This is a genomic window from Lactobacillus psittaci DSM 15354 (assembly GCF_000425905.1).
GTDB classification, from domain to species: Bacteria; Bacillota; Bacilli; order Lactobacillales; family Lactobacillaceae; genus Lactobacillus; species Lactobacillus psittaci.
This window is the reverse complement of sequence record NZ_AUEI01000004.1, coordinates 206715-231009: the sequence shown is the minus strand read 5'-3', so window position 1 is coordinate 231009 and position 24295 is coordinate 206715. Positions and strand designations below refer to the sequence as shown.

Annotated in this window: 26 protein-coding genes and 1 tRNA gene; 19 read left to right on the top strand and 8 right to left on the bottom strand. The window is 34.4% G+C overall.

Translation table 11 applies throughout. The features are described 5' to 3' along the window. Window positions 1-2: 2 nt before the first annotated feature. The 4 genes from H628_RS0101145 to H628_RS0101130 all read left to right on the top strand — a co-directional run bounded on the left by H628_RS0101145 (window position 3) and on the right by H628_RS0101130 (window position 3373). On the top strand, window positions 3-713 hold the full coding sequence (locus tag H628_RS0101145) for a GH25 family lysozyme (RefSeq protein ID WP_027824800.1): 711 nt from the start codon (window positions 3-5) through the stop codon (window positions 711-713). Further along, window positions 713-1930: a DEAD/DEAH box helicase gene (locus tag H628_RS0101140; protein ID WP_027824799.1), complete on the top strand. Its 1218-nt coding sequence runs from the start codon at window positions 713-715 to the stop codon at window positions 1928-1930. Before H628_RS0101145 ends, H628_RS0101140 begins: the two co-directional genes overlap by 1 nt. After that, window positions 1930-3258 (top strand): PTS sugar transporter subunit IIC, encoded by a 1329-nt coding sequence (locus H628_RS0101135; protein WP_027824798.1) that lies wholly within the window; start codon window positions 1930-1932, stop codon window positions 3256-3258. The genes H628_RS0101140 and H628_RS0101135 overlap by 1 nt, the downstream gene beginning before the upstream one ends. Window positions 3259-3299: 41 nt before the next feature. Beyond that, a tRNA-Arg gene (locus H628_RS0101130) sits at window positions 3300-3373 on the top strand. Between the two features lie 58 nt (window positions 3374-3431). On the opposite strand, the gene H628_RS0101125 is transcribed toward H628_RS0101130, so the two are convergent. Next, complete coding sequence (locus H628_RS0101125; protein ID WP_027824797.1) at window positions 3432-3728, bottom strand: nucleoside triphosphate pyrophosphohydrolase; 297 nt, start codon at window positions 3726-3728, stop codon at window positions 3432-3434. A gap of 404 nt (window positions 3729-4132) precedes the next feature. Between H628_RS0101125 and wecB the strand changes: the two genes are divergently transcribed. The 3 genes from wecB to H628_RS0101105 all read left to right on the top strand — a co-directional run bounded on the left by wecB (window position 4133) and on the right by H628_RS0101105 (window position 6306). Continuing rightward, on the top strand, window positions 4133-5275 hold the full coding sequence (gene wecB, locus H628_RS0101115) for a non-hydrolyzing UDP-N-acetylglucosamine 2-epimerase (RefSeq protein ID WP_027824795.1): 1143 nt from the start codon (window positions 4133-4135) through the stop codon (window positions 5273-5275). Between the two features lie 153 nt (window positions 5276-5428). Then, window positions 5429-5869, top strand: coding sequence for a MarR family winged helix-turn-helix transcriptional regulator (locus H628_RS0101110; RefSeq protein WP_027824794.1), 441 nt, complete (start codon window positions 5429-5431; stop codon window positions 5867-5869). Between the two features lie 2 nt (window positions 5870-5871). Further along, on the top strand, window positions 5872-6306 hold the full coding sequence (locus H628_RS0101105; RefSeq protein WP_027824793.1) for a GNAT family N-acetyltransferase: 435 nt from the start codon (window positions 5872-5874) through the stop codon (window positions 6304-6306). Window positions 6307-6335: 29 nt separating this feature from the next. Here H628_RS0101105 and H628_RS0101100 read toward each other — a convergent pair whose 3' ends face one another. Then, window positions 6336-6854 (bottom strand): GtrA family protein, encoded by a 519-nt coding sequence (locus H628_RS0101100; protein WP_027824792.1) that lies wholly within the window; start codon window positions 6852-6854, stop codon window positions 6336-6338. Next, entirely contained in the window at window positions 6847-7293 is a 447-nt protein-coding gene (locus tag H628_RS0101095; protein ID WP_027824791.1) for a flavodoxin, read from the bottom strand. Before H628_RS0101095 ends, H628_RS0101100 begins: the two co-directional genes overlap by 8 nt. 156 nt (window positions 7294-7449) lie before the next feature. Here H628_RS0101095 and map point away from each other — a divergent pair, with 156 nt between their 5' ends. Genes map through galU form a run of 3 tightly spaced genes read left to right on the top strand, consistent with a single transcriptional unit; the run spans window position 7450 to window position 10096 of the window. After that, on the top strand, window positions 7450-8280 hold the full coding sequence (gene map / locus H628_RS0101090) for a type I methionyl aminopeptidase (protein WP_027824790.1): 831 nt from the start codon (window positions 7450-7452) through the stop codon (window positions 8278-8280). Then, window positions 8273-9133 carry a YihY/virulence factor BrkB family protein gene (locus H628_RS0101085; RefSeq protein WP_027824789.1) on the top strand — a complete coding sequence of 287 codons (861 nt, stop codon included), beginning with the start codon at window positions 8273-8275 and terminating at the stop codon, window positions 9131-9133. Before map ends, H628_RS0101085 begins: the two co-directional genes overlap by 8 nt. Before the next feature lie 60 nt (window positions 9134-9193). Continuing rightward, window positions 9194-10096 (top strand): UTP--glucose-1-phosphate uridylyltransferase GalU, encoded by a 903-nt coding sequence (galU, locus tag H628_RS0101080; RefSeq protein ID WP_027824788.1) that lies wholly within the window; start codon window positions 9194-9196, stop codon window positions 10094-10096. A 39-nt stretch (window positions 10097-10135) separates the two neighbouring features. Here galU and H628_RS0101075 read toward each other — a convergent pair whose 3' ends face one another. Beyond that, the gene (locus tag H628_RS0101075; RefSeq protein WP_027824787.1) at window positions 10136-10417 is read right to left on the bottom strand and encodes a hypothetical protein; all 282 of its coding nucleotides are present in this window, start codon (window positions 10415-10417) and stop codon (window positions 10136-10138) included. A 157-nt stretch (window positions 10418-10574) separates the two neighbouring features. Between H628_RS0101075 and H628_RS0101070 the strand changes: the two genes are divergently transcribed. From H628_RS0101070 to H628_RS0101055, 4 genes are read left to right on the top strand one after another with little or no spacing between them, the layout of a single operon-like run. Then, window positions 10575-11528: an alpha/beta hydrolase gene (locus tag H628_RS0101070; protein ID WP_034538070.1), complete on the top strand. Its 954-nt coding sequence runs from the start codon at window positions 10575-10577 to the stop codon at window positions 11526-11528. A gap of 41 nt (window positions 11529-11569) precedes the next feature. Continuing rightward, complete coding sequence (locus H628_RS07640; RefSeq protein ID WP_027824785.1) at window positions 11570-12715, top strand: thiolase family protein; 1146 nt, start codon at window positions 11570-11572, stop codon at window positions 12713-12715. A 3-nt stretch (window positions 12716-12718) separates the two neighbouring features. Continuing rightward, entirely contained in the window at window positions 12719-13945 is a 1227-nt protein-coding gene (locus H628_RS07635) for a hydroxymethylglutaryl-CoA reductase, degradative (RefSeq protein ID WP_027824784.1), read from the top strand. Between the two features lie 2 nt (window positions 13946-13947). Further along, window positions 13948-15105, top strand: a complete 1158-nt coding sequence (locus tag H628_RS0101055) for a hydroxymethylglutaryl-CoA synthase (RefSeq protein WP_027824783.1) — start codon at window positions 13948-13950, stop codon at window positions 15103-15105. A gap of 371 nt (window positions 15106-15476) precedes the next feature. On the opposite strand, the gene rlmD is transcribed toward H628_RS0101055, so the two are convergent. Next, entirely contained in the window at window positions 15477-16850 is a 1374-nt protein-coding gene (gene rlmD / locus H628_RS0101050) for a 23S rRNA (uracil(1939)-C(5))-methyltransferase RlmD (RefSeq protein WP_027824782.1), read from the bottom strand. A 118-nt stretch (window positions 16851-16968) separates the two neighbouring features. Here rlmD and recX point away from each other — a divergent pair, with 118 nt between their 5' ends. Continuing rightward, entirely contained in the window at window positions 16969-17784 is an 816-nt protein-coding gene (gene recX / locus H628_RS0101045) for a recombination regulator RecX (RefSeq protein ID WP_027824781.1), read from the top strand. A gap of 11 nt (window positions 17785-17795) precedes the next feature. Continuing rightward, window positions 17796-18278 carry a hypothetical protein gene (locus H628_RS0101040; protein WP_027824780.1) on the top strand — a complete coding sequence of 161 codons (483 nt, stop codon included), beginning with the start codon at window positions 17796-17798 and terminating at the stop codon, window positions 18276-18278. Between the two features lie 16 nt (window positions 18279-18294). Here the strand turns inward: H628_RS0101040 and H628_RS0101035 are convergent, their stop codons facing one another. Beyond that, window positions 18295-18756, bottom strand: a complete 462-nt coding sequence (locus tag H628_RS0101035) for a hypothetical protein (RefSeq protein WP_027824779.1) — start codon at window positions 18754-18756, stop codon at window positions 18295-18297. Window positions 18757-18872: 116 nt separating this feature from the next. On the opposite strand from H628_RS0101035, the gene H628_RS0101030 reads away from it, so the two are divergent. Next, complete coding sequence (locus tag H628_RS0101030) at window positions 18873-19736, top strand: hemolysin family protein (protein ID WP_027824778.1); 864 nt, start codon at window positions 18873-18875, stop codon at window positions 19734-19736. Then, window positions 19736-21307 carry a peptide chain release factor 3 gene (locus H628_RS0101025; RefSeq protein ID WP_027824777.1) on the top strand — a complete coding sequence of 524 codons (1572 nt, stop codon included), beginning with the start codon at window positions 19736-19738 and terminating at the stop codon, window positions 21305-21307. The genes H628_RS0101030 and H628_RS0101025 overlap by 1 nt, the downstream gene beginning before the upstream one ends. A gap of 44 nt (window positions 21308-21351) precedes the next feature. On the opposite strand, the gene H628_RS0101020 is transcribed toward H628_RS0101025, so the two are convergent. Beyond that, entirely contained in the window at window positions 21352-21630 is a 279-nt protein-coding gene (locus H628_RS0101020; protein WP_027824776.1) for a DUF1827 family protein, read from the bottom strand. A 93-nt stretch (window positions 21631-21723) separates the two neighbouring features. Continuing rightward, the gene (locus H628_RS0101015) at window positions 21724-23886 is read right to left on the bottom strand and encodes an ATP-dependent Clp protease ATP-binding subunit (RefSeq protein ID WP_027824775.1); all 2163 of its coding nucleotides are present in this window, start codon (window positions 23884-23886) and stop codon (window positions 21724-21726) included. A 149-nt stretch (window positions 23887-24035) separates the two neighbouring features. On the opposite strand from H628_RS0101015, the gene H628_RS0101010 reads away from it, so the two are divergent. Then, the gene (locus tag H628_RS0101010; protein WP_027824774.1) at window positions 24036-24221 is read left to right on the top strand and encodes a hypothetical protein; all 186 of its coding nucleotides are present in this window, start codon (window positions 24036-24038) and stop codon (window positions 24219-24221) included. The last annotated feature ends 74 nt before the right edge of the window (window positions 24222-24295 follow it).

The following is a 24295-nucleotide window of genomic DNA, read 5'->3' as shown; positions in this document are numbered from 1 at the left end:
TCGTGTTTCATTTTCGCCATCGTTCGACCTTTTTCTTATTGATTGTAGCTTTTATAGTTGTAGTAGCAGGTCTATTTTTTGCTTATAAATCTTTCCCGCGCCAAACAACTTTGCCAGCTAATGCTAATTTGAGTGTAATTGGTGCAGAACTTGATCAGAGTAAAGATTATGTAGATTTACATCAATTAGAAAGTAATGGTTTATCCTTTGTATACTTACGTGCTACTCAAGGAAAATCATATTTTGATGAAGATTATAATTTGTATCGTGATCAAATCCAAGGAACTCGCATGGCCTTTGGGACAGTAATATACTTTAGTGATCAATCTACTGTTGCTAGTCAATGGAATTTCTTTCAAAAGAAGGTTGGCGCTAACAGTGGCTCTTTACCAATTCTATTGAAGCCTGCACAAGGTGTAAGAAAAAATAGTAGGTTTTATCGTCAAATGGGACAAATGGCCACAAGATTTTTAACAACAAATAAGATGGTGATGGTGTTAGTGCCGAAAAAGTATCAAATGTATTTCCCTAGTGAAACTCGTTTTTTAAATGATGAGCAACACGTACCTAATAAAAATTTATATGCTTTTTGGCAATATACAAATCATGGACATGTAAAAAATACCAAAAATATGGAAGATAATGTAACGATGTATGCTTATAACGGCACCATGGGCCAGTATAAGCAACTTTATGGAGAGTTGACACAATAATGTATAACAAACAGATTCAAGCAGTATTAGCAAAAGAAGGCAAAGTAAAGCCAACTTTAATTCAAGAAAGGAGTTATGACTTACTTAAGAGCGGGCATAATGTTATTGGCTTTGCCAAAACAGGAACAGGAAAAACTTTAGCATATTCATTGCCATTAATTGAAGTGACCGAAGCTGGTGAGGCAAGCAGTTTAGTAATCTTTGAACCAACAACTGAACTTGCTATTCAAACGCGGAATGCGATTCGGCCATATGTTAAGGCGATGGATTTAGACGTTTTGGCTTTAGTAGGTAGTGGTAATCGCTCTCGTCAAATTGAACAACTAAAAAAGAAAAAGCCAGAAGTCTTAGTAGTTACACCCGGACGCTTTTTTGATTTGTTTTCAGATAATAAAATCAAAGTAAAGCAAATTAAACACTTGGTGATTGATGAAGCAGATGATATTTTAGAATTTACTAAGCTTGAACTTTTGTCAAGATTAGGTCAAAACCTACCTTCAGATAGTCAAGTTGTTTTATTTGGTGCTACCGAAAGTGATATCACCAAAAAGGCAGAAGACTTATTTTTAGCCAAGTTTTATTTGGTTGATGTGAGGGCAGACCAAAAGAGTACGATTAAGCACTATTTCTTAAAAGTGGCCAATCAATATAAGATTCAATTCTTACAACGCTTGGCTAAAGTCGACAATTTTAAGGGAGTTTTATTTTTTGATTCCAATGAAAATCTAGAAAGATTTGCTAGAATTTTTTCTCACTCAAAAACTCCTTTTGATTTATTGTCAAATAATCAACCAAAAAATCGGCGTCAAAAGGCAATTAATGATTTGGCTAGTGGCAAGACTAAGTTGTTATTAGCAACTGATTTGGCAGCGCGTGGGTTAGATATACCTAAGTTAAGTTTCGTGGTCAATTATGAATTACCTGAAGATTTGAATACTTATCTTCACCGCGCTGGTAGAACAGGCAGAATGGGAATGGAAGGTACTGTCGTTACTTTAGGTGATGATCATGATTTGCGTGATTTGCGAAAAGTTTTGCAAGGAATAGAACTCAAACAGGTTTATTTTGCTGGCTTCAAATTAGTGACAGAAAAGCCTAAGAAGAATATCCGCAAAAAAGTTCAAGCTGATTTAGAAAAGCCAGTTAAAAAGCATCACAAGAAGAGAAGAAAGAAGCAAAAGAATAAAGGATATCATCCTAGAAAAGAGAAAAAATAGTGCGAAAATTTATTGATTTTTTGAGTCGTTATGTTTTTCCACTTGCAACTAGACTGGCAAATTGGCGTTGGCTAGTCGCACTTAGGGATGCTTTTATCAGTATTATTCCAATTTCTGTTATTGGGTCATTAGCAGTATTAATTCCTGGACTAATTTCGGCTGCTAAGACGATGTTAGGACTAAAAGCGTTAGCTTATGCATTAGGGCCAATTGTGCAAATTTCTAATTTAGTTTATTTAGGTACTTTTAAGCTCTTTTCTTTTTTCTTTGTTTTAGCTTGGGGATACCAAATAGCCAAAAACTTTGAAGTGAATAGGTTAGCAGGAGCAATCGTGGCTCTGGGTAGTTTTTGTATGAGCATTGCAAATTTGGTTAAAGTAAAGATTGGCAATGAACAAGTTGTTTTGCATCATGTTTTTAATACTAGTCAATTATCTTCAACTGGCCTTTTTACTGGCTTAATTTTTGGCGGGTTAGGCGCAGCGCTGTACGTCTTATTTTATAAGGGACACTTGACTTTACGGTTTTCAAACCAAATTCCTCATGCTGAAGAAGCTGCCTTTGTATCACTTATTCCTGTTTTGCTGAGTTTAAGTATTGTTGGTACAGTGAATTATCTTTTTCAAACAATTACCGGAACTTATTTTGGAAATTGGTTACTTAATTCAATCCAAGCTCCATTGATGAAAATGGGCCAAGGTTTTGGTATGGTTTTATTAATCACCTTTTTAATTCACGCTTTCTACTTTTTTGGAATAAATGGTTTGAGTGTTTTAGCCCCCGTCCTAGATTCTATTTGGTTAACTGCTCAAAATTCAAATATCAGTTTAGCAAAAGCTGGAAAACTACCTCATTATATTTGGACAAGAAATTCATTTGATGTTTTTGCCTTTTTAGGAGGTAGTGGGGCAACGTTATTATTAATTTTTGCTATTTTGCTATTTTCAAAACGAAGTGATTATCGTACACTAGCAAAAATAGCTATTGGTCCTGGATTTTTCAACGTGAATGAACCAATAATTTGGAGTTTACCAATCGTACTCAATCCTATTTATGTAATTCCGTTTATTTTAGCTCCGATGGTAAATGTTTCAATTGCCTATTTTGCTAGTGCGATGCATTGGATTAACCCAATCCAAGCCACAGTCCCTAGTGTAATTCCTCCGATACTGAATGCCTATTTAGCAACAGCTTATGATTGGCGAGTAATTATCTTAATTATTATTAATATGGTTGTGAGCTTGTTAATTTGGACGCCTTTCGTTTTTGCGGCAGATAGGGTTAGGGATGAGAGCGAGCATCGCTCATTTTTTAATTATCAATACTAATGAAAAACACTAACTAATATGGTAAAGTAATTAGTGTTGATGGCCACGTAGCTCAGTAGGATAGAGCCACTGTCTCCTAAACAGTAGGTCGCCAGTTCGATTCTGGCCGTGGTCATAAAAAAAGGTTGATATCTACGCTTATACGTAGGATATCAACCTTTTTTATCTAGTTTTTAATTTTTCTCCATCAGCAAAAATTTAGAAAAATCTCCTTTTAACTTTTTCTTATCATTAACCGCCTTTAATAATTGCTCTTTACTAATTCCTTTGAAGTCTAAAATTGCATGGAAAACAGTATAAACGTCCGCTAATTCTTCGAGTAAATTTTCTTCACTTGTAGCATTTTTTACTTCATTAGCTTCTTCTACAATTTTATTTTGGAGAGCAGAAAGAATTTCCTCTTGTTTAAGACTTCTAAACTTAGCGTTAGTTGCAAATTCAGGTATTTTGTCTCGTACTAATTTATGCATATTATAAGTTCCTCTAATATTATTTTTTATTTTCATAGTTAATTATGAATTATGGATAAATATAACTCATTGTTCTTAATTTTATCACTAATTTTGATAAAATTCATTGACTGTTACTCAAATATTATTTAAATTGCAAATTATTATACGCGACTAAATTAATAATGTACGCATTTTCACAAATAAAATGACGACGATTATCCAAAATATCAAACCTACAAAAATTAAAAAATATTTCTGATAGCTTTTTTTACTTGCAATTCCAAATACTAGACAAAAAGCGCCTATTGCAATCGCAAAGCCACAAATTAGTAAGTAAAAGAAACCTAAATCCATTTAATTCCCTTCTTTTCAATAACTTATTAATAGCGTATCATAGGTAGTAACGCGATGGAGGTAATTTTATGAAGCAAATTAAAGTAATGACTGTTTTTGGAACAAGACCAGAAGCAATTAAGATGGCTCCGCTTGTTTTGAAATTAAAGTCAGATGCGCGCTTTGAAGAAGTGACTGTTGTTACTGCCCAACATAGAGAAATGCTTGATCAAGTATTAGACATTTTTAAGATTAAGCCAGACTATGACTTTAATATTATGCACAAGAATCAAACCTTAGCTGATATTACAACTAAGGTTATGACAATGCTTACTGATACAATAAAAAAAGAAAAGCCTGATATTGTTTTAGTTCATGGCGATACTACTACTTCATTTGCTGCTAGTTTAGCTACATTTTATGAACAAACAACCTTAGGCCACGTTGAAGCTGGACTTAGAACTTGGAATAAGTATTCTCCATTCCCTGAAGAAATGAATCGTCAATTAACTGATGTTTTAAGTGACTTATACTTTGCTCCAACTAGTTTAAGTAAGCAAAATTTACTTAAAGAAAGTCATCCAGCAGATAATATTTTTATTACTGGTAATACTGCAATTGATGCTTTACATGAAACGGTTCAAAAAGATTACCATCATGATGTTTTAGATGAAATTAAGCCAGGTAATCGTGTGATTTTGGTAACAATGCACCGCCGTGAGAACCAAGGTGAACCAATGCGCCGAGTATTTAAAGTGATGAAACAAGTGGTGGATAGTCACGATGATGTTGAAATTATTTACCCAGTCCACTTGTCACCACGTGTCCAAGCGGTAGCTAAGGAAGTGCTAGGTGGCGATTCTAGAATTCACTTGATTGATCCATTAGATGTCGTTGATTTCCATAATTTAGCTCAAAGAAGTTACTTCATTATGACTGATTCAGGTGGTGTGCAAGAAGAAGCCCCTTCACTTGGTAAGCCAGTTCTAGTTTTACGAGATACTACTGAAAGACCTGAAGGTGTTGAAGCAGGGACTTTGAAACTCGTAGGTACTGAAGTTGATAAAGTAAAAACTGAAATGGTTAAACTTTTAGAAGATAAGGCTGCTTATGAAGAAATGGCCAATGCCAAGAATCCATATGGTGATGGTCATGCAAGTGACAGAATCATGGATGCAATTGCTTATTACTTTGATAAAGAAAATACTAAGCGTCCAGCTGAATTTGAATAAAACTAGACTCTAATTTCTAGCAATATGTATTTTAAGGCTTAATTCCGATATTTTTTGGAATTAGGCTTTATTTTTTTGGAAAATAAGTTGATAAAAGCAACTATTTTATTATAAAATAAGTTGATAAAAGCAACTATTTGCAGGTGATAATCAATGCTTAACAATAAAGAAATCAATATAATTCGAAAATTTAATCGGCAATATGTAATTGCCCTTGGAGTACTTAATAAGAAGATTTTTAAAACGGATTTATCTTGGCCCGAAGGAAGAATTCTTGAGGAAATTGCTGAAGAAGCTGAGATAACACCAATTCAAATTGTAAATAAATTAAAGATTGACAAAGGCTATACTAGTCGAATAATTAGTCAATTAGAAAAGAAAAAGTTAATTGAAAAAATCCCCGATTCACAAGATCGGCGTTCAATTAAATTGGTTCTAACTGATAAGGGGCTTGAAGCATATAAATCAATTGATATCCGTTCGAATGATCAAATAAATAACTTAATTGAAAATTTACCAGATAGTCAACAAATAGAGTTTTTTGAGAGTATCAAACATGCAAATCGATTATTATTTGGAAGTGAGGGAAAATAGCTATGTGGTACGTTAAGAAATGGAATGAATTAACACCTGAAGAAATTTGGCAAATATTGGACTTACGCATTTCTACGTTTGTTGTTGAACAAAAACGAATTTATCATGAAATTGATAAAACTGATCTCTCTGCTTTACATGTTTTTGCAATTGAAAATGATAAAATAGTAGCTTATGCTCGGGTCTTTTTGGATGGAAAATATGTTTCTTTTGGAAGAGTGGTTACTAGTGAAGTGGTTCGTGGGCATGGATATGGGATGAAGTTATTAAAGGAAATTATGCATACTATAAAAGAGAACTTCCCAGGAAGAGAAATTGAAATTGAATCTCAAGAACAGGTACAAGATTTTTACAAAAAAGTGGGCTTTAAGACTATTGGAGCGCCTTTCATTTTTGAATCAACGCCTCATATTAAAATGATTCATAAAAGTTTATAAGTTAGTCTATCGCAACAAAAAAAGGACCGTTAATGGTCCTTTTTTCTTTGCTTTGACTCAATCACGTATTGCCGAATACGCTCTCTAATAAGATGGTCATTTTTTTGAAAAATGGCCTTTGTAGTTAAATAGTTAAAGATTCCAACTAAAAGCTGGTCAACTAATTTAACACATACTGAGTTTAAATGAAGTAAGCTGAGACCTACTATCATAATTAAAGTATCAGGAATGATACTAATTATTCTAAAAGTGAAAAAAGCTACTAACTTATGCCAAATGGACTTACTTTGATCGACATGATGAGTAAACACTGCAAAATGATTAAAGAAGAAAGAGGCTAAGTTAGAAATGATAAATGCTAATGTATTAGCAAAAACTAGGACAACTTTAAAATCAGTATGTAAAACAACGAAAACAATTGTATTAATTAAGGCTGCAATAAAGCCAAAAATCATATAAACATATAAGTTTCGATGTCTTTTAACTAACTTTTTGCCTAAGTTACGAAGGTGAGCTTTTTCCGTTGGTAAATTAGTCTTTTTAGCCATTGAGAATATCGGCTAATTGTTCGGCAACAGCATCAATTCGATCAACATCGTCATCATCAGGTGCATTTTCAACAGTTAAAGGTTTAACAGTTTCCTCAGCTCCAACTGCTAAAAAGGCCTTTTCAAAGTCAAAGACATTTTCACAGTAATGTTCTTTATATGTTTTATCGCCACTACCCATGACGAAGAACTTTTTACCAGTTAAATCTAGAGTTTTTAATTGTTCATAAAAATCTGCAATTTCATCGGTCATCTTACCTTCACCGTATGTGTAGGTTACAAAAACACAAAGATCGCAGTTTAGATAATCACTGGCATCAGTGAAAGAAACATCACTTGAATCTACATCAAAGCCAGCGTCTTGTAAATCTTCTTCTAGAATTTCAGCCATATCTTCATCATTACCAGTCATACTGGCGTAGACAATTTTTACTTGCATAGCAATTTCCTTTTCTTGTTTTGTATAATTATCTGCTTCAGTTTAGCATATTATCAACTAGTTGGTAACTAATAATGGAATAATTTAAGAATTGTTTTTTAATTTGTGGTTTAACGCTATAATAGAGAAGAAACTATAAATTAAGGAGAATTTACATTGATCACTTTAAAATCAAAGCGTGAACTTATTGGTATGCAAAAATCAGGTCGTCTTTTAGCTTCAATGTTTGAAGGACTAAGAGATGTTATTAAACCTGGAATTTCTACTTGGGAAATTGAAGAGTTTTGTCAAGCATTCATGAAAAAACGCGGAGGACGCTTATCAGAACAAGGATTTGAAGGTTATAAATATGGCACTTGTATCTCTGTTAACGATGAAATTGCTCACGCCATTCCACGTAAAGATTTAATTCTCCAAGAAGGAGATTTAGTCAGCGTTGATGTTACTTGTAATTTAAATGGTTATGAAACTGACTCATGTACCACTTATCCTGTTGGTGCAATTTCTGAAGAAGATCAAAAGCTACTTGATGTAACTAAAAAAGCAATGTACATGGGAATTGACCAAGCTCAAGTTGGTAATCGGATTGGTGATATCGGTGCCGTAATTCAACATTATGTTGAAGATGAAAATGGCTTTGGTGATGTTCGTGAATTAATTGGTCACGGAATTCAACCAACTATTCACGAAGACCCAGAAGTACCACACTGGGGCAAAGCTGGTCATGGTTTACGCTTAAAGGAAGGTATGACTATCACTGTTGAACCAATGCTTGAAGCAGGTGGTGACTGGCGAATTATGCAAAAAACTGTTGACGATCCTAATGACGATTGGGTTTACTATGTAACTCCAGATGGCTCAAAGGCTGCTCAATTTGAACATACTTTTGCAATTACCAAAGATGGTCCAAAGATTTTGACTTTGCAAAAACCATATGATGGTTTAGAAAAATATATTCCACATTTTGATGATGAAGTAGATGATTAAGAATTTTGATTTGAGACATTTTTTTAAAGTGCTTTCTAAAAGAATGTCTCATGGTGAGATTAATCAAAGTTCAATCATAATCGCCTATTACTTACTGTTTAGTATGTTTCCGATTTTAATTATCGTTGGGAATATTTTGCCGTTATTTCATTTGAAGACGGAATTAATTGAAGAGTATTTGGTTTATGTTTTACCAACTAAAATAAGTGAATTTATGATTCCGATTGTAAAAAGTGTTTTGCAAAAACAATCGACAGGGTATATTTCATTTGGTATTTTGATTGCATTATGGTCTTTTTCTTCTTTGACAAATGCCATGAGGATTAATATGAATCGAATCTATGGTGTTAGACAGGAAGAACTCCATTTTTCTTTAGGGCGAAAAATGCTTGAACGGATAGCAGTTATTTTGATAACTGGATTAATGATAGTTTTACTAGTAATATTGACTTTCGCTTTAACTTTTGGTCAGGAATTAATTGAAAGTCTCAAAAGATTTTGGGGAATATCTTATTTGGGATTTGAAAGTATTTTTGCTTATAAGTGGTTAGTTTTACTAATAACGATGTTAATTGTAATTGCCTATTTTAATTTTGCACTCCCCAATGTAAAAAAGCATAAACGGGCAGTTTGGCCAGGAGTTTTTACAACTCTTATTGGTTGGGCAATTCTTTCATACTTATTTGGGTTGTATTTAAGTCACTTTAAAATTTCATTTGAAAATTACGGGATAGTTGGTACATTCATTATTTTTATGTTATGGTTGAATTTAAGTTCACTGTTATTCTTGTTTGGGGTTTGCATTAATGCAACTATCGACGAATTAGAATATGGAATACCAGAAATCCGTTAGATGAAAGCGCATTATTTTGTTATACTGAGTATATAATGATAAATAAGAAAGTGTGAATATATGAAAGTTAGAAAAGCAGTTATACCCGCAGCAGGCTTAGGTACACGTTTTTTACCTGCAACTAAGGCAATGCCTAAAGAAATGCTTCCAATTGTTGACAAGCCAACAATTCAATTTATTGTTGAGGAAGCTAAGAATTCTGGAATTGAAGATATTTTAATTGTTACAGGTAAGAGTAAGCGAGCAATTGAAGATCATTTTGACTCCAATCCTGAACTTGAAGCAGATCTTGAAGAAAAGCATAAAGAACAACTTTTGGAATTAACCCAAAGTATCACCAACTTGGGGGTAAATTTATATTACACTCGGCAACCACACCCAGCTGGCTTAGGGGATGCAATTTATCGTGCTAGAAGCTTTGTGGCAGGCGAACCATTTGTGGTTTTGCTTGGTGATGACTTAATGAATGACAAAGTGCCATTAACTAAGCAATTAATTAATCGTTATAATGAGACTCATGCTTCAACTATTGCAGTTAAGCGAGTACCACATGAAGAAGTTTCAAAATATGGTATTATTGAGCCTTCTGGCGAAATTGCTTCAGGTTTGTACAATGTTAAATCATTTGTTGAAAAGCCAGCAATTGATAAAGCTCCAAGTAACTTAGCAATCATTGGTCGTTATTTATTAACACCTGAAATTTTCGATATTTTAGCTAAACAACGTCCAGGTGCAGGTGGCGAAATCCAACTGACTGATGCAATTGATACTATGAATAAAACGCAAAGAGTGTTTGCTCATGTATTTAATGGTGAACGTCATGATGTTGGTAACAAAGAAGGGTATCTTGAAACTTCAATTGAATATGGTTTAACCCACCCTGAAACTAAGGATGCTTTGCGTCAATATATTCTTGATTTAGCCAAGACGCTTGAAAAGCCAGTAGATAAGAAAAATAAATAATTAATTTAATAAAGGTCAACCATTTTGTGGTTGGCCTTTTTACTTGATAAGCACTTTATTTGGTTTTCCAATTTGAATTCCAAAAATTAGCTCTTGTTTGTGATCGAGTTGAATTTTAACTAAGAGCTGTCGATTTTTAACTTTTTTTGTTAAAAAATAAAATTTTTGTTTTTGCATTGCTTCTTTACCGGGAATTAATACACATGCTTCACTAGTAATTTCGATTTTGCTAATAGGGTAAGCTTTATCAGCTTTCAAAAACACTAAATTACTATTTTGATTTAAATCTTTGATAAGTAGTAAAAAATCAATTAGTCTCATATCTTAATTTTCCCTTTAGTTAACTAAATTTGTGTAAGTTTTAACAGCTTTTTTGATAATATTTCTCTTGAAAGCTAATTTTACTTTTTGATTTCTATCCATTCTTTTTATGATATACTGTTTAACAGTTCGATTCAGATAGGAATGGAGAATAATAATGCAAAAAAATAAAAAGCATAACCGTCTTGTTTTATGGTTAGGTGGAATTATCACCTTCATCATTTTTGCTTTTGCTGGGGCAGGGATGTATTTTTATAATGTAGCAGTAGTTCCGGGACACAAAACATTTTTAAGTAGTAGTAAACCACTTACTAAGTCTGATTCCTTGTATCAAGAAAAACTTTGGTATAAAAAGGCTACTAAAAAACATCTATACATGATGAGTAGTGACAATAAATTACGTCTTGATGCCAATTATATCAAAAATAATAATTCCAAAAAGACTGTTATTATTTTGCATGGTTATATGAATAATAAAGATGGAATGGGTGAATATGCCGCTTTATTTCATTCTTTGGGCTACAATGTCTTGCTTCCAGATGCACGTGGACATGGTCAAAGTCAGGGGAATTATGTTGGGTATGGCTGGATGGAAAAAGATGATATAAAAAAATGGATTCAGAAATTGCTCAAAGATAATCCTAAACAAGAGATTGTGATTTTTGGAGTTTCAATGGGTGGTGCTACAACGATGATGACTAGTGGCTTGAAACTACCTAGTCAGGTTAAGGCTTTTATTGAAGATTGTGGGTATACTAATGCTAAGAATGAAATTGAGCATGAAGCTCAAGCAATTTATTCGATGCCAACTTTTCCACGCTTCCCTTTGGTTGAAATTTTGAGTGGAATAACTCGTTTGAGAGCTGGTTATTTCTTAGGAGATGCTGATAGCATTAAGATGCTTAAGCATAATACAAAGCCGATGCTGTTTATCCATGGGGCAAAAGATACTTTTGTACCAACTGAAATGGTTTATAAGAATTATCGTGCTAGTCGTGGACCAAAACAGCTCTGGGTAGTGCCAGGTGCTAGCCATGCTAAATCATTTGCAACTCATCCCCATGAATATAAAGCTAGAATCAAAGCATTTTTAAATAAGTACATCAAATAGTAAAATTAGCATCAGATTTTGGAGAAATGAGAGGAAATTTGATGCAAGACATTTATATTATCGCCGCAAAGAGAACACCTTTTGGTCGTTATCGTGGTCAGTTAGCAGCTTTTAATGCCGTAGAGTTAGGGACTTATGCCCTTAAAGACGCCTTGAAGGCTGCTAATTTGCGTTCTAGTGACTTAGATGCCTTATTTATGGGAAATGTTTTAAGTGCAGGACTTGGACAGAATATGGCTCGTCAAGTTGCTATTAATAGCGGGATGAGAGAAGAAAGTGTTGCTACAACAATTAATGAAGTATGTGGATCTTCACTTAAGGCTGTTCGTTTAGCCCAAGCTCAAATGCTTATTGGCGATTTAGATCTTGTCGCAGTTGGTGGTAGTGAGAGTATGACTAATGCGCCACTTCTAGCTAAAAAATCCGAAAAAGATAATCCTAATTTTGTTGATAGTATGCTCAATGATGGTCTAACTGATTCATTTAGCAACAAGTTAATGGGAAATACTTGTGAAAATGTCGCTGTTAAATATGGGATAAGTCGCGCTGAAGCAGATGAATTTAGTGTGGATTCACATCAAAAAGCAGCTCGCGCACAGGCTGCTGGCTTCTTTAATCAAGAAATTACTCCTTTGGCAGAATTAGATCATGATGAAAATGTACGGCCAGATTCAAATGTTGAAAAGTTAGCTAGTTTGAAGACGGTCTTTAAAGAAGGTGGTGTTGCTACAGCTGGTAACTCATCACCTTTATCAGATGGGGCAAGTATGTTAATTTTAGCTACTGAAGATAAGGTTAAAGAATTGAACTTAAAGCCACTTGCCAAGTTAACCGCCTATGCCGAAGTGGGGCTTGATCCACAAATTATGGGCTTTGGTCCTAAAGTAGTTATTGAGAAATTATTGCAGGAAAATGGGCAAACTCTAGCTGATATTGACTTGTTTGAAATTAATGAAGCTTTTGCTGCAACTAGTCTAGCTGTTGAAAAAGAATTGCACTTGGACCATAGTAAGGTTAATATTCATGGTGGAGCCTTAGCATTGGGACATCCATTAGGAGCAAGTGGTGCGAGAATTTTAGGTACTTTAGCTCATTCTTTAATTAGTGAAAATAAAGAAAGAGGAATTGCCAGCCTTTGTATTGGAGGCGGGCTAGCAATTGCCTTTGAGATTGAACGGGTGAAATAAAAAATGAAATTTTATCAGTTGCCAATAAGTGAGCGGCGAAAAATGCTGCTTCAAAATGGAATTAAGCTGAATCATGTTGATGACGATTTATTAAGTGAATTAGATTTGCTTAGTGAAAATGTAATTGGCAAACTAACTTTACCATTATCAGTTTTGCAAACCGCAATTGTTAATGGACAAAGCTTTCAAGTTCCAGTGGCAACTGAAGAGTCATCAGTTGTTGCTGCAGCTAACCATGGCTTAAATATCTTTAACCAAAATGGTGGAGTTAGCGCTAAAAGTGAGCGGACAGGTATTTGGGGACAATTAGTTTTTGAAGCAGCAGAATTTTCATTAGCTGAATTTGAAGCTAAAAAGCCGGATTATCTAAAATTAGTTAACGAGGAATTTGCATCACTAGTTAAGCATGGTGGTGGCGTTAGACAAATTATCGCTGAAGTAAAAGCAGATTTATTGTTTTTACGGGTGTTAGTTGATCCTGCAGAAAGCATGGGAGCTAATCGGACTAATGCAATTTTGGAGTTTTTGGGACAAAAAATCAGTCAAGATTTTACAATTGAAAAACTATATGCAATTTTATCTAACTATCCTAGTCAATATACTTACGCTAAAGTCTCTTTGGCTTTTGCCAGTTTAACTAAAACTAAAGATGAAAAAATTGGTAAAAAAATAGCTCAAAAAATTGTTTTACTTAGTAAAATTGGTCAAGAAGATCCATATCGCGCTGTTACTAATAATAAAGGGATTATGAATGGTGTGGATGCGATTTTGCTGGCAACAGGTAATGATTTCCGCGCTGTAGAAGCAGCTTGTCATCAAGCCGCAAGTTTATCAGGTAGTTATCAAAGTTTAAGTAACTGGCGAATTGAAGATAATAAGCTAGTTGGTGAAATAAAATTGCCACTTGCAATTGGTGTTGTTGGCGGCTCAATTAAATCGCGAAGTGACGTCCAAGTTGCTTATCGGATTTTGGGACAGGTAACTGCTAGTGAACTAGCGGAAATTATTGCAGCAGTTGGGTTAGCTAACAACTTAGCTGCTTTACTTGCTATTTCAACTGTGGGGATTCAAAAGGGACACATGAGTTTACAAATCCGTAATGTCTTAAAGAATCTAACAGCAACTGATGAAGAAAAAAATTCAGTAAAAGAACTAATGCAAAAGCAAAAACGTTATAGTGAAACTGACGCAAAAAAGTTTTTACAAGAAATTAGAGAGGAAAATAATTAAGTATGAAAGTCGGTATTGATAAAATTGGTTTTTATACACCAAATAAATTTGTAGATATGGTGGATTTAGCTAAGGCCCGCGATGTTGATTCTGGGAAATTTTTAATTGGTATCGGTCAAAATAAGATGGCAGTTGCTGATAAAAGCCAAGATGCTGTTTCAATGGCAATCAATGCAACTAGTGAATATATTGATAAGATTGAACTTGATAAGTTGGGCTTACTAGTATTTGGTACTGAATCAAGTGTAGATCAATCAAAGTCTGCTTCATTATTTGTTAAAAAGGCCTTGAATTTACCTAAAAACATTAGAACTTTTGAATTAAAGGAAGCTTGCTTTGGTCTTACTGCTGCAATTATGACGGCAATTGACTATGTCAAAGCTCATGAAGATAAAACAGCCATCGTTATTGGTAGTGATATTGCTCGCTACGGTGTGGCAACTCCTGGAGAAGTTACACAAGGTGCCGGTAGTATTAGTTTGCTCATTAAAAAAGATCCAAGCATTATGGAAATTGACAGTGAAACTAGTATGTACTCAGATGATATTGATGACTTTTGGCGTCCCAACAACTTCAAATGTGCTTTAGTTGATGGCAAATATTCAACTAATGTTTATCTTGATTTCTTTAAGCACTGTTTTGAAGATTATATCCAAAAGCAAAATTTAAAAACCAGTGATTTTGAAGCCTTACTTTTCCACTTACCATTCACTAAAATGGGACAAAAAGCCCTTAAATTGGCTATCGAAGGTCAAGCTCCAGAAACAACTGCTCGCTTACTTGATAAGTTTGTGGCAGGAGCAACATATGGTAAAGAAGTTGGTAATATTTATACTGCCTCACTTTACATGTCACTTCTTAGTTTACTTGAAGTGGATCAACCAAAAGCTGGCAGTTTAATTGGCTTATTTTCATATGGTTCAGGTGCGATGGCTGAATTTTTCACTGGCCGATTGGTAGATGGTTATGAAAAACAATTAGCTCCTGAAAAGCACGAAGAAATGCTTGAAAATCGTCAAAAGCTAGCAGTTGACGAATATGAAAAGATATTTAATGATAGTTTGAAAGATTTAGGGGCTAATGAAGAAGTAAGCTCTGATGCTAGTGGTTGGTACTTTGCAGGAACTCAAGAAAATATTAGACAATATTCTAATAAATAATTGTTGCAAGCGTTTACATAAAATGGTATATTAGAAGCGTGGAAGAGGTAGAAAGTAACAAAATTAGGTTTTTATCTCCAGAATTGTATTGTTAGTTAAATGAAGATTCTCTGAATAGAGGTGTTAGCTAATTTTTCGATTGGCTACGCGTGTATTTTCCATTTGATTATTATTTTTTGATTGCGTTTGACGCAATAAACTCGAACAAGTGATGTTATTTTAAGGTCGCGTCGCCAAGATTTGATGATTGTGACTAGAGGAATTAATCCTGCCTCGTCCATTTGATAAACAGGCTACTTACTAGGAAAGCAAGGGTAGCCTGTTTTTTAATGCAAAAAAATAAGGCCTAACATGGCCTTATTTTTATATAATTAGATATCTTTTCGTAAAACTAATTTAGCAATTGCTTCGCAACGAGCAGTTTGTGGAAGCATATCGATATTTTCAATTACACGAACATCATAAACTTCACTCAGCATGACTAAGTCTTGAGCAACAGTAGAAGGGTTACATGAAATATAAACAAAACTTTCTGGTCTTACTTGCATTATTGTTTTAATCAATGATTTAGCTAAACCGGTTCTTGGTGGGTCAACAATTAATGCATCAATTGGTACGCCACTATTCTTCAACTGGGGTAAGATTTTTTCAACGCTACCTTGTAAGTATTCCGCATTGCGTACGTGATTTAATTTAACATTATGCATTGCATCTTCAACTGCTTCAGGAATACTCTCAATTCCAATAACTTGTTTGACATAATCACTGGCGATAATTCCGATTGTTCCAACGCCACTGTATGCATCAATTAGGACCTGATCAGGAGTTAAGTTAAGAAGTTTAATTGCTTCTGAATAAAGAATTTCAGTTTGTTCAGGATTTAACTGGAAGAATGCACGTGGAGAAAGGGCAAATTTCTTTTCTAAGATATGTTCTACAATTTGGTTCTTTCCGGCTAACTTAATAGTCTTATTACCCCAAACTTGTGGATTGTTCCAATCAGTTTCATTTTGATAAACAGAAACTACTTTGTCTAATTTCATAACTTCTAAAGCTAATTTCTTTAAACCATTGATTTTCTTACCAACAGTGATAAAAGTAACTTGCATTTCACCGGTTGAAGCTGCTTCACGAACTACTACAGTTTTAATGCCATCGAAGTGTTTGCGCCAACTTGCAACAGGAAGATGATATTTATCAATTAACTTTTTGATTAAACGCTCAGTTTTTTGTGTATTTTTAGATTGGGTAGGCATTTCAGGTAAATCAATTAGGCGCCGAGAGTTTGGAGCATACATTCCTAACTTGGTTTTACCTTTGAAAAATTCAAGTTGATATTGTGCCTTGGCACGATAGTGCCAAATATTCTTGGCAGGAATTGTATTTTTCACTTTGTACTTTTGGTAACCACGTGGATGATATTTTCTAAGTGATTCTAAGACGATATCTTTTTTAAATTCAAGCTGCTGATCATAATTTAGATGTGCTAGCTCTAAACCACCGATTTCAGGATCAACTTTTTCAGGAAAGGCCACACGATTAGAGCTCTTTTCTTTAATGCGAACTAATTCAGCTTCAATATATCCTGGATGAGTCTTGATTATTTTAGCAACAACAACTTCACCAGGTAATGCTCCAGGAATAAAGATAATCTTTTTCTTGTAGTAACCTATTCCCTCACCATTAATTCCCAAACGCTTTATGGTGATAATTAAATCCTTTTTAAATGTCTTCTTTTCGGCCATTTGCGTACCTGTTCTTTCTACAAAAATCTTTTAATCATTATTTATAATACGGGCAAAAAAAGCCCCTTGCAAGCAAAAAAGACTTTGGATAGCATATTATACTAGAGAGGATAAAATTATGGCAAAAATCACGAAAGTCTCAGCACAAAAGCGACCTGGTAGATATAATATCTTTTTAGATGGAAAATACGCTTTTTCAGCTAGCGAAAAGACATTAGCCAATTTTCGCCTTTTTAAGGATACTGAGCTGACTGCTGAAGAAATCGAAGAAATTAAACAATTTGATTTAGATAGCAAGGCTAGTGACTTAGCTGCTAAATTTTTAAGTTATCAGCCACGAACAGTTTATGAAGTGGTAGTCTATTTAAAAGAAAAAGATTTAACAGATGAAGCTATCAATAATGCTGTTAGTGAGTTTGAAGACTTAGGTTATTTAGATGATTCGAATTATTGTGTTTTGTTTATTAAAAATAATCTACATGTTGGAAAAGATGGACCTAAGAGCTTAGCCAATAAGTTGCGAAAAAAGGGTGTAAGTGATAATAAAATTGAAGATGCTTTGAATGAATTTGATGATGAAGATTTTATTGAAGCTGGAATTAGGTTAATTAAGTCAATGAAGCATCAACAAGGAAAGCTTGCCTTTAAAGAATTAAAGCGTAAAAGTTTAACTAAGTTAATGAGTCATGGCTTTGATCATAATCTGGCTGAAAATATTTTTGCTAAGTTAGATTTAGTAGAAGATAATGATTATGAGTTAGATGCAATTAAACGCCAAGGAATTAAGGCGTACAAACGCTTTAAAAATTTGGATGAGACTCAAAGAAAGTATAAGATAAAAAATTATCTTTATACTCATGGCTTTAGTAGTACAGCAATTGATGAATTTCTTGCTGGTGAGATTGTTAACTTATCTGAATTAGATGAATATTAATGAGGTGTATTATGGAAACAAGAGAATTTGAAAAAAGATATTTTTATGGACGACCATTTCCTGCAAGTCTAATTGACGAAAATCGTTCATATTCAGTTCAAAACATGACAATGGAACAAGACGATGAATTTTTAGCATTTTTAAAAGAAAATGATTTAGAAGCAAATCGAGCTAACTTAGTAGTCTTTAATCCAGATAGTTTTATGTACTGGTACGGAGCTATTACCGATAAAATGATAAGTGATCGTCATGGCTTATTAAAATTTGATTTACCACAAGCTAAGGTAGCTAGTGAGATAAGTGAAGGTACGATTGCTAATTTATCTATGCCTTTGAATGCAGCTATTCCTACTTTTTTAAAGAAAGTTACTGCTAGTGGAATTAAAGTATATGAAAATTTAGGTGATAGCCAAACTCCTTATGTACTTCAAATGGTTGATTTAAATACAAAAAAACTGACTCAAATATTGTATCTTGAGTCAGTTGAAAAGTAGCTATTAAGCTGCTTTTTTATTTTTGTCTGGGGTCAATTGATAAATTATCGTATTCTAGATAGGCCCCAATGCAAGTTGAAATAAACATTACGATTAAAACTATGCCAATTGAAGTATTGACGATTTGGGATAAAGTTAGGACTTTTCTAGTAGCAACAGTAGAAATGTAGCAAAGAATAAAGTCTAAAATAACGTTAGCTATCAAAAATACAGGGCGTCTACGAATACTAAAAAAGCGCAAAAATTGTTCAAATAGACCTTCATCTAATTCTTTGGCCATTAAGTCTAATGGTCTTTGAATTGTTGCCTTAATCCCAAACATAACTAAACTTCCGGTAAAGGCTCCAACTAAGCTACGCCAAAGACTATCAGAATGGAGCACTAAACCATTATAGCCAATACCAATTAAAGTTAAGGAACAAATATAAGGAATAAGTAATAAGAAGATAAAGACCAAAAAGATATTGCGTTTTTTCATTGCTTAAATTACCTCGTTTCTTAACTGTATTTTATCATAAAAATTTGTAAGCTATGGTATAATAATTTAATTAATGAGAAACTATAATTTTTGTAAAGAAAGTGAGAAATAAGAAGATGAGTAGTGACCCGGCGGCGACTGGCTTCTTCGAAAATTTAAAGAAACATTTTGCTCATGAAAAAGAAGATAGTACTTTAGAAAAACTGGGCAAAGAAATAGAAGATTTGCATCAAAAAACAGAAATTAATGATACTGAATATTCAATGTTTTCAGGATTATTAAACTTCCAAGGGAAGATGGCTCGTGAAGTAATGGTGCCACGCCCAGATGCATTTATGGTTGATATTAATGATAGCTTTCAAGATAATTTAGATAGTATTTTACATGAACCTTACTCTAGAATTCCGGTTTATGACCAAGACAAGGATAAGATTGTAGGGGTAATTCATATTCGGTCTGTTTTAAGAAAAGCTCATAAAGTTGGCTTTGAAAATTTGAATTACCAAGATGTAATGTATAAGCCATTATTCGCACCAGAAACTATTGAATTAAGTGATTTGTTAGTAGAAATGCAAAAACGACAACAGCAAATCGCCATTTTGACAGATGAATATGGTGGCGTGGTCGGCTTAGCAACCATTGAAGACTTAATCGAAGAAATTGTTGGTGATATTGATGACGAAGTTGACACAGCAGAAGTCTTGTTTACCCAACTTTCCGAAAATAAGTATGTTATCTATGGTAAGATGCCACTAGATGATTTTAATGAAGAATTTGATACTGATTTAGAAATGGAAGATGTTGATACCGTTGCGGGGTATGTCATCACTAAATTAGGGATGATACCTGCTAAAGGCGAAAAGTTAAGTGTGCGTCTTGATAATGGTATGGTTTTAACGACTAGAAGGATGAAAGGATCAAGAATTCTTACCTTACTTTTAACAATTCCAGATAAAAAGAAAGAAGAAATAGAGGATTAATGGCAGAAAAGTTATTAGATCAAGTTAATAAGCGTCGGACCTTTGCAATTATTTCCCACCCCGATGCTGGTAAAACAACAATTACAGAACAAATGCTTTTGTTTGGTGGGGTTATTAGAAGTGCTGGTACAGTTAAGGCGCGTAAGTCAGGCCACTTTGCAACTAGTGACTGGATGGAAATTGAAAAAAAGCGTGGTATTTCTGTTACTAGTTCGGTAATGCAGTTTGAATATGAAGGTAAGAGAATTAACATCCTTGATACACCCGGGCACCAAGACTTTTCAGAAGATACCTACCGGACATTAATGGCAGTTGACGCTGCGGTCATGGTAATTGACTCAGCCAAGGGTATCGAACCACAAACTAAGAAGCTTTTCAAAGTCGTCCGTAAACGTGGAATTCCTATCTTTACCTTTATGAACAAGCTTGACCGTGATGGTCGCGATGGCTTAGATTTAGTAGCTGAGCTAGAAGATATCTTAGGTATCGAAGGCGTTGCGATGAATTGGCCAATTGGTTCTGGCAAGAGCTTAAAGGGGTTATACGATATTCAAAATAACCGGGTAGAGCTTTATCGTAAAGATGGTGATGACCGCTTTATCGACCTAGATAGTGATGGTAAATTACCTGAAAGTGAAGAATTAAGTCAAGATAGTTTGTACCTTTCAGCCTTAGATGAAATTGAATTAATTAAAGAAGCTGGGAATACTTTCGATGAAGATAAAGTATTAGCTGGTGAGCAAACTCCAGTCTTCTTTGGTTCAGCCTTGACTAACTTTGGGGTTGAAACTTTCTTGAAGAGCTTTGTTGATTTAGCTCCAGCTCCAAGTAGCCACAAGGTTAATGATGATGAAGAACTTAAACCAGATGATGATGAATTTTCAGGTTTTATCTTTAAGATTCAAGCTAATATGAATCCTAACCACCGTGACCGGATTGCCTTTGTCAGAATTGGTAGTGGTGAATTTGAAAAGGGCCTTGATGTAACTTTAGCAAGAACTGGCAAGGCAGTTCGTTTAAACAATGCGACTGAATTCATGTCCAGTGAGCGTGTTCAAGTATCTAAGGCTGTTGCTGGTGATATCGTTGGGTTATATGATACTGGTAATTTCCAAATCGGAGATAGTATCTATGCTGGCAAACGTAAGATTGTTTATGAACCACTTCCAGAATTTACGCCAGAATTATTTATGCGCGTAACAGCTAAGAATGTTATGAAGCAAAAGTCATTCCACAAGGGGATGAATCAATTAGTTCAAGAAGGTGCGGTTCAGTTATATCGTAACTTCAACACTGATGAATATATTTTAGGTGCAGTTGGTCAACTTCAATTTGAAGTCTTTAAGTTTAGAATGCAAAATGAATATAATTCAGAAGTAGAAATGACTTCACTTGGTAAGAGGGTTGCACGCTGGATTGATCCAGAGCAACTTGATCCAAAGATGTCATCATCAAGAAACCTCTTAGTTAAGGATCGATATGACAAGCCATTGTTCTTATTTGAAAATGAATTTGCAATGCGCTGGTTCCATGATAAGTATCCAGATGTAAAATTAACTGAAAAGTTGTAATAAAAAACAAGCTATGAAATTCATAGCTTGTTTTTTTTGCTTAATTATTTTTTACAAGTGATAGCAATAACTTTCTTACTACTGTCGACGGTAACGTTGTAACTACGATCATCATGAATTAATCGACGAACCAAGAAATCAACTTCTTCATCCTTGATTTTACGATTATGATTTTCAATAACAATTTCAATATCGACATCAGTTTCAGTATAAACGACTGAGGAATTACCAAGTGAATATACTTTTACATATTGAGCATTAGTTGAATTAAGCTGATTTTGAACCAAATCGGAATAAGTATTTGTAACGTCAATTAAATGCATATTTTTCACCAGCGTCTTTCTAAATCTTTCTATTTCCAGTATACCTTAAATTCAGATATTCGTTCACAAAAAAAGCACCCGAAGGTGCTTTTTTTATTCATCTTCTTTAGCTGAAATAGTAATCTCATCGTTAACTGAATCAGCAACAAAACTCTTTACATCTGGATGATCAAGCTTAAAGTCGGCAACTTTGTCTTCAATCTCTTCTTGAATTGTCCGACGTAGAGGTCTTGCACCGAGACTAGGTTCATAACCTTCTTTTACTAATTTTTCTTTAGCTGCATCAGTAACATCAATATGCAAGCCTTGATCACTAATCATGCTATTGGTTTTAGCAATCATTAAGTCAACAATCTTGAGAAGGTCTTCTTTAGAGAGTGGATTAAATTCGATGACATCATCTAAACGGTTTAAAAATTCTGGTTTAAAGAATTGACTCATAGATGAACGAGTTGATTCTTTACTTGGATTTGCTTCAGCAGTAAATCCAACACTGGCATTCTTAATACCTTGACCAGCATTAGAAGTCATAATAATGATTGTATCCTTGAATGAAACAGTTCGACCTTGTGAATCAGTTAAACGCCCATCATCTAAGATTTGCAAGAAGAGGTTTAAGACATCAGGGTGAGCTTTTTCAATTTCGTCAAGTAAAATCAAGCTATATGGGTTGTGACGAACGCGTTCGGTCAATTGACCAGCTTCTTCGTAACCGACATATCCTGGTGCTGAACCAATTAACTTAGAAACTGAATATTGTTCCATGTATTCTGACATGTCGAAACGAATCATGGCGTCAGTTGAACCAAACATCTTCAAAGCCACTTGCTTAGCAAGTTCAGTTTTACCTACACCAGTTGGCCCAACAAATAAGAATGATCCAATTGGACGACCGGATTTATTAAAACCAATCCGATTACGACGAATTGCACGAGCAACTTGTTCAACAGCCTTATCTTGACCAATAACGCTTGCTTTTAAGTCACTAGCCAAGTTTTGCAATTGGTTTTCTTCTTGCTTTTGAATATCACCAACCGGGATGCCAGTCTTTTCTTCGACAATCTTATTCATAATCTTATCGGTAATGACAGGAGATTTGTCTGGATCAACTTTTTGATCTTTCATCTTGTCATACTTTTCAATTTGGTCACGGTAGTAAGCAGCTTTTTCATAGTCTTCATTTTTTAAGGCTTCTTGCTTTAATTCTTGTGCTGCATCAATTCGTTCCTTAATTTTTTCTTTGTCAACATAAGGAATAGTGAGGTTCATTCTTGAACCGGCTTCATCGAGTAAGTCAATCGCTTTATCAGGAAGATAACGGTCTTGGATATAGCGTGATGAGAGTTTAACTGCACTTTCAATTGCACTATCAGTGTAATGAACATGGTGATAGTCTTCATAACGTTTTTGAATACCATGCAAAATTCGAATAGTTTCATCTACACTTGGTTCTTTAACTTCAACTGGTTGGAAGCGGCGAGCAAGGGCAGAGTCTTTTTCAATTTCACGGTATTCTTTAATTGTAGTAGCACCAACTAATTGGAAGTCACCACGAGCAAGGGCAGGCTTGATAATGTTCCCCGCATCCATACCGCCTTCGGCGTTACCGGCACCAACAATTTGGTGAATTTCGTCAATAAATAAAATTAAATCTGGGTTGCTTTGTAATTCTTTAATCAGGCGTTGCATTCTTTGCTCAAATTGACCACGAACGCCAGTACCTTGAACCATTGAGACAATGTTAAGCGAAACAATCCGCTTGTTTTGAAGTTTAGCTGGAACACTGCCATCAACTATTTCTTGAGCTAACCCTTCAACAACTGCCGTTTTACCAACACCAGCTTCACCAATTAAAACAGGATTATTTTTAGTTCTTCGATTCAAGATTTCAATTACACGAGCAATTTCTTTATCTCGTCCAATTACTGGATCAATTTTGCCCTTTTTAGCTAAATCAGTTAAATCGGTACCATATTGGTCTAAGATGGAGTTATTACCATTGTTTCTGCCACCACGTTGGGCTTGCATGTTAGGATTTTGAAAGTTATCTCTTTGACTTTCATTGAAAGCTTTAAATAAATCATCAAAATTTCCAAAGAATTCATTATTTTCATCGTTGTTCATAGCGTTATTTCCTTGTTCTGATCTTAATTTTTGATAACATTGCCCACATAAGGCAATTTCGCGACTTTGTCCATTGACCTTGGTATAAAGGTGAATGGAGGCAGGACGCTCATGACAATTTTGACATAACATTGAGTTTCCGCCTTTCTATTCATTTACCTAAATTATAGTTTTAGCACTCAAAAGGGTCAAGTGCTAAAACTTGATTTCATTTAAAAAAACGGGAAAATAGGTTTATAGCGGTTGCTTGGGAATTTTATTTGTAATTGAAGGGAAAAATTATGGAAGAAATAAGTAAGATTTTAGATCAACTAATTAATGGAGAAATCAAAGAATATCGAGTAGAGGCTGAAAATGCTTTCGAATTTCAGAAAGTTTTACGCACTTATGCCAAAAGACAAAATATTACTGGCAGGGCTCTACGTGGCGGGGCAATAATTTATCATTTAAAAAATGAAAAGATATAACGCTGAAAACATTTACATTGGCGGTTGTTTTAGCTTCTGAAACATGTTACTCTATTTAACGTACGGGTATTTTA

What these genes read in the sequence shown, in the direction of transcription:
- H628_RS0101140 (WP_027824799.1), top strand. Translation starts at nt 713, where the DNA reads ATGTATAACAAACAGATTCAAGCAGTATTAGCAAAAGAAGGCAAAGTA.
- H628_RS0101125 (WP_027824797.1), bottom strand. Translation starts at nt 3,728, where the DNA reads ATGCATAAATTAGTACGAGACAAAATACCTGAATTTGCAACTAACGCT.
- wecB (WP_027824795.1), top strand. Translation starts at nt 4,133, where the DNA reads ATGAAGCAAATTAAAGTAATGACTGTTTTTGGAACAAGACCAGAAGCA.
- H628_RS0101110 (WP_027824794.1), top strand. Translation starts at nt 5,429, where the DNA reads ATGCTTAACAATAAAGAAATCAATATAATTCGAAAATTTAATCGGCAA.
- H628_RS0101105 (WP_027824793.1), top strand. Translation starts at nt 5,872, where the DNA reads ATGTGGTACGTTAAGAAATGGAATGAATTAACACCTGAAGAAATTTGG.
- H628_RS0101100 (WP_027824792.1), bottom strand. Translation starts at nt 6,854, where the DNA reads ATGGCTAAAAAGACTAATTTACCAACGGAAAAAGCTCACCTTCGTAAC.
- H628_RS0101095 (WP_027824791.1), bottom strand. Translation starts at nt 7,293, where the DNA reads ATGCAAGTAAAAATTGTCTACGCCAGTATGACTGGTAATGATGAAGAT.
- H628_RS0101085 (WP_027824789.1), top strand. Translation starts at nt 8,273, where the DNA reads ATGATTAAGAATTTTGATTTGAGACATTTTTTTAAAGTGCTTTCTAAA.
- galU (WP_027824788.1), top strand. Translation starts at nt 9,194, where the DNA reads ATGAAAGTTAGAAAAGCAGTTATACCCGCAGCAGGCTTAGGTACACGT.
- H628_RS0101075 (WP_027824787.1), bottom strand. Translation starts at nt 10,417, where the DNA reads ATGAGACTAATTGATTTTTTACTACTTATCAAAGATTTAAATCAAAAT.
- H628_RS0101070 (WP_034538070.1), top strand. Translation starts at nt 10,575, where the DNA reads ATGCAAAAAAATAAAAAGCATAACCGTCTTGTTTTATGGTTAGGTGGA.
- H628_RS07640 (WP_027824785.1), top strand. Translation starts at nt 11,570, where the DNA reads ATGCAAGACATTTATATTATCGCCGCAAAGAGAACACCTTTTGGTCGT.
- H628_RS07635 (WP_027824784.1), top strand. Translation starts at nt 12,719, where the DNA reads ATGAAATTTTATCAGTTGCCAATAAGTGAGCGGCGAAAAATGCTGCTT.
- H628_RS0101055 (WP_027824783.1), top strand. Translation starts at nt 13,948, where the DNA reads ATGAAAGTCGGTATTGATAAAATTGGTTTTTATACACCAAATAAATTT.
- rlmD (WP_027824782.1), bottom strand. Translation starts at nt 16,850, where the DNA reads ATGGCCGAAAAGAAGACATTTAAAAAGGATTTAATTATCACCATAAAG.
- recX (WP_027824781.1), top strand. Translation starts at nt 16,969, where the DNA reads ATGGCAAAAATCACGAAAGTCTCAGCACAAAAGCGACCTGGTAGATAT.
- H628_RS0101040 (WP_027824780.1), top strand. Translation starts at nt 17,796, where the DNA reads ATGGAAACAAGAGAATTTGAAAAAAGATATTTTTATGGACGACCATTT.
- H628_RS0101035 (WP_027824779.1), bottom strand. Translation starts at nt 18,756, where the DNA reads ATGAAAAAACGCAATATCTTTTTGGTCTTTATCTTCTTATTACTTATT.
- H628_RS0101030 (WP_027824778.1), top strand. Translation starts at nt 18,873, where the DNA reads ATGAGTAGTGACCCGGCGGCGACTGGCTTCTTCGAAAATTTAAAGAAA.
- H628_RS0101025 (WP_027824777.1), top strand. Translation starts at nt 19,736, where the DNA reads ATGGCAGAAAAGTTATTAGATCAAGTTAATAAGCGTCGGACCTTTGCA.
- H628_RS0101020 (WP_027824776.1), bottom strand. Translation starts at nt 21,630, where the DNA reads ATGCATTTAATTGACGTTACAAATACTTATTCCGATTTGGTTCAAAAT.
- H628_RS0101015 (WP_027824775.1), bottom strand. Translation starts at nt 23,886, where the DNA reads ATGTTATGTCAAAATTGTCATGAGCGTCCTGCCTCCATTCACCTTTAT.
- H628_RS0101010 (WP_027824774.1), top strand. Translation starts at nt 24,036, where the DNA reads ATGGAAGAAATAAGTAAGATTTTAGATCAACTAATTAATGGAGAAATC.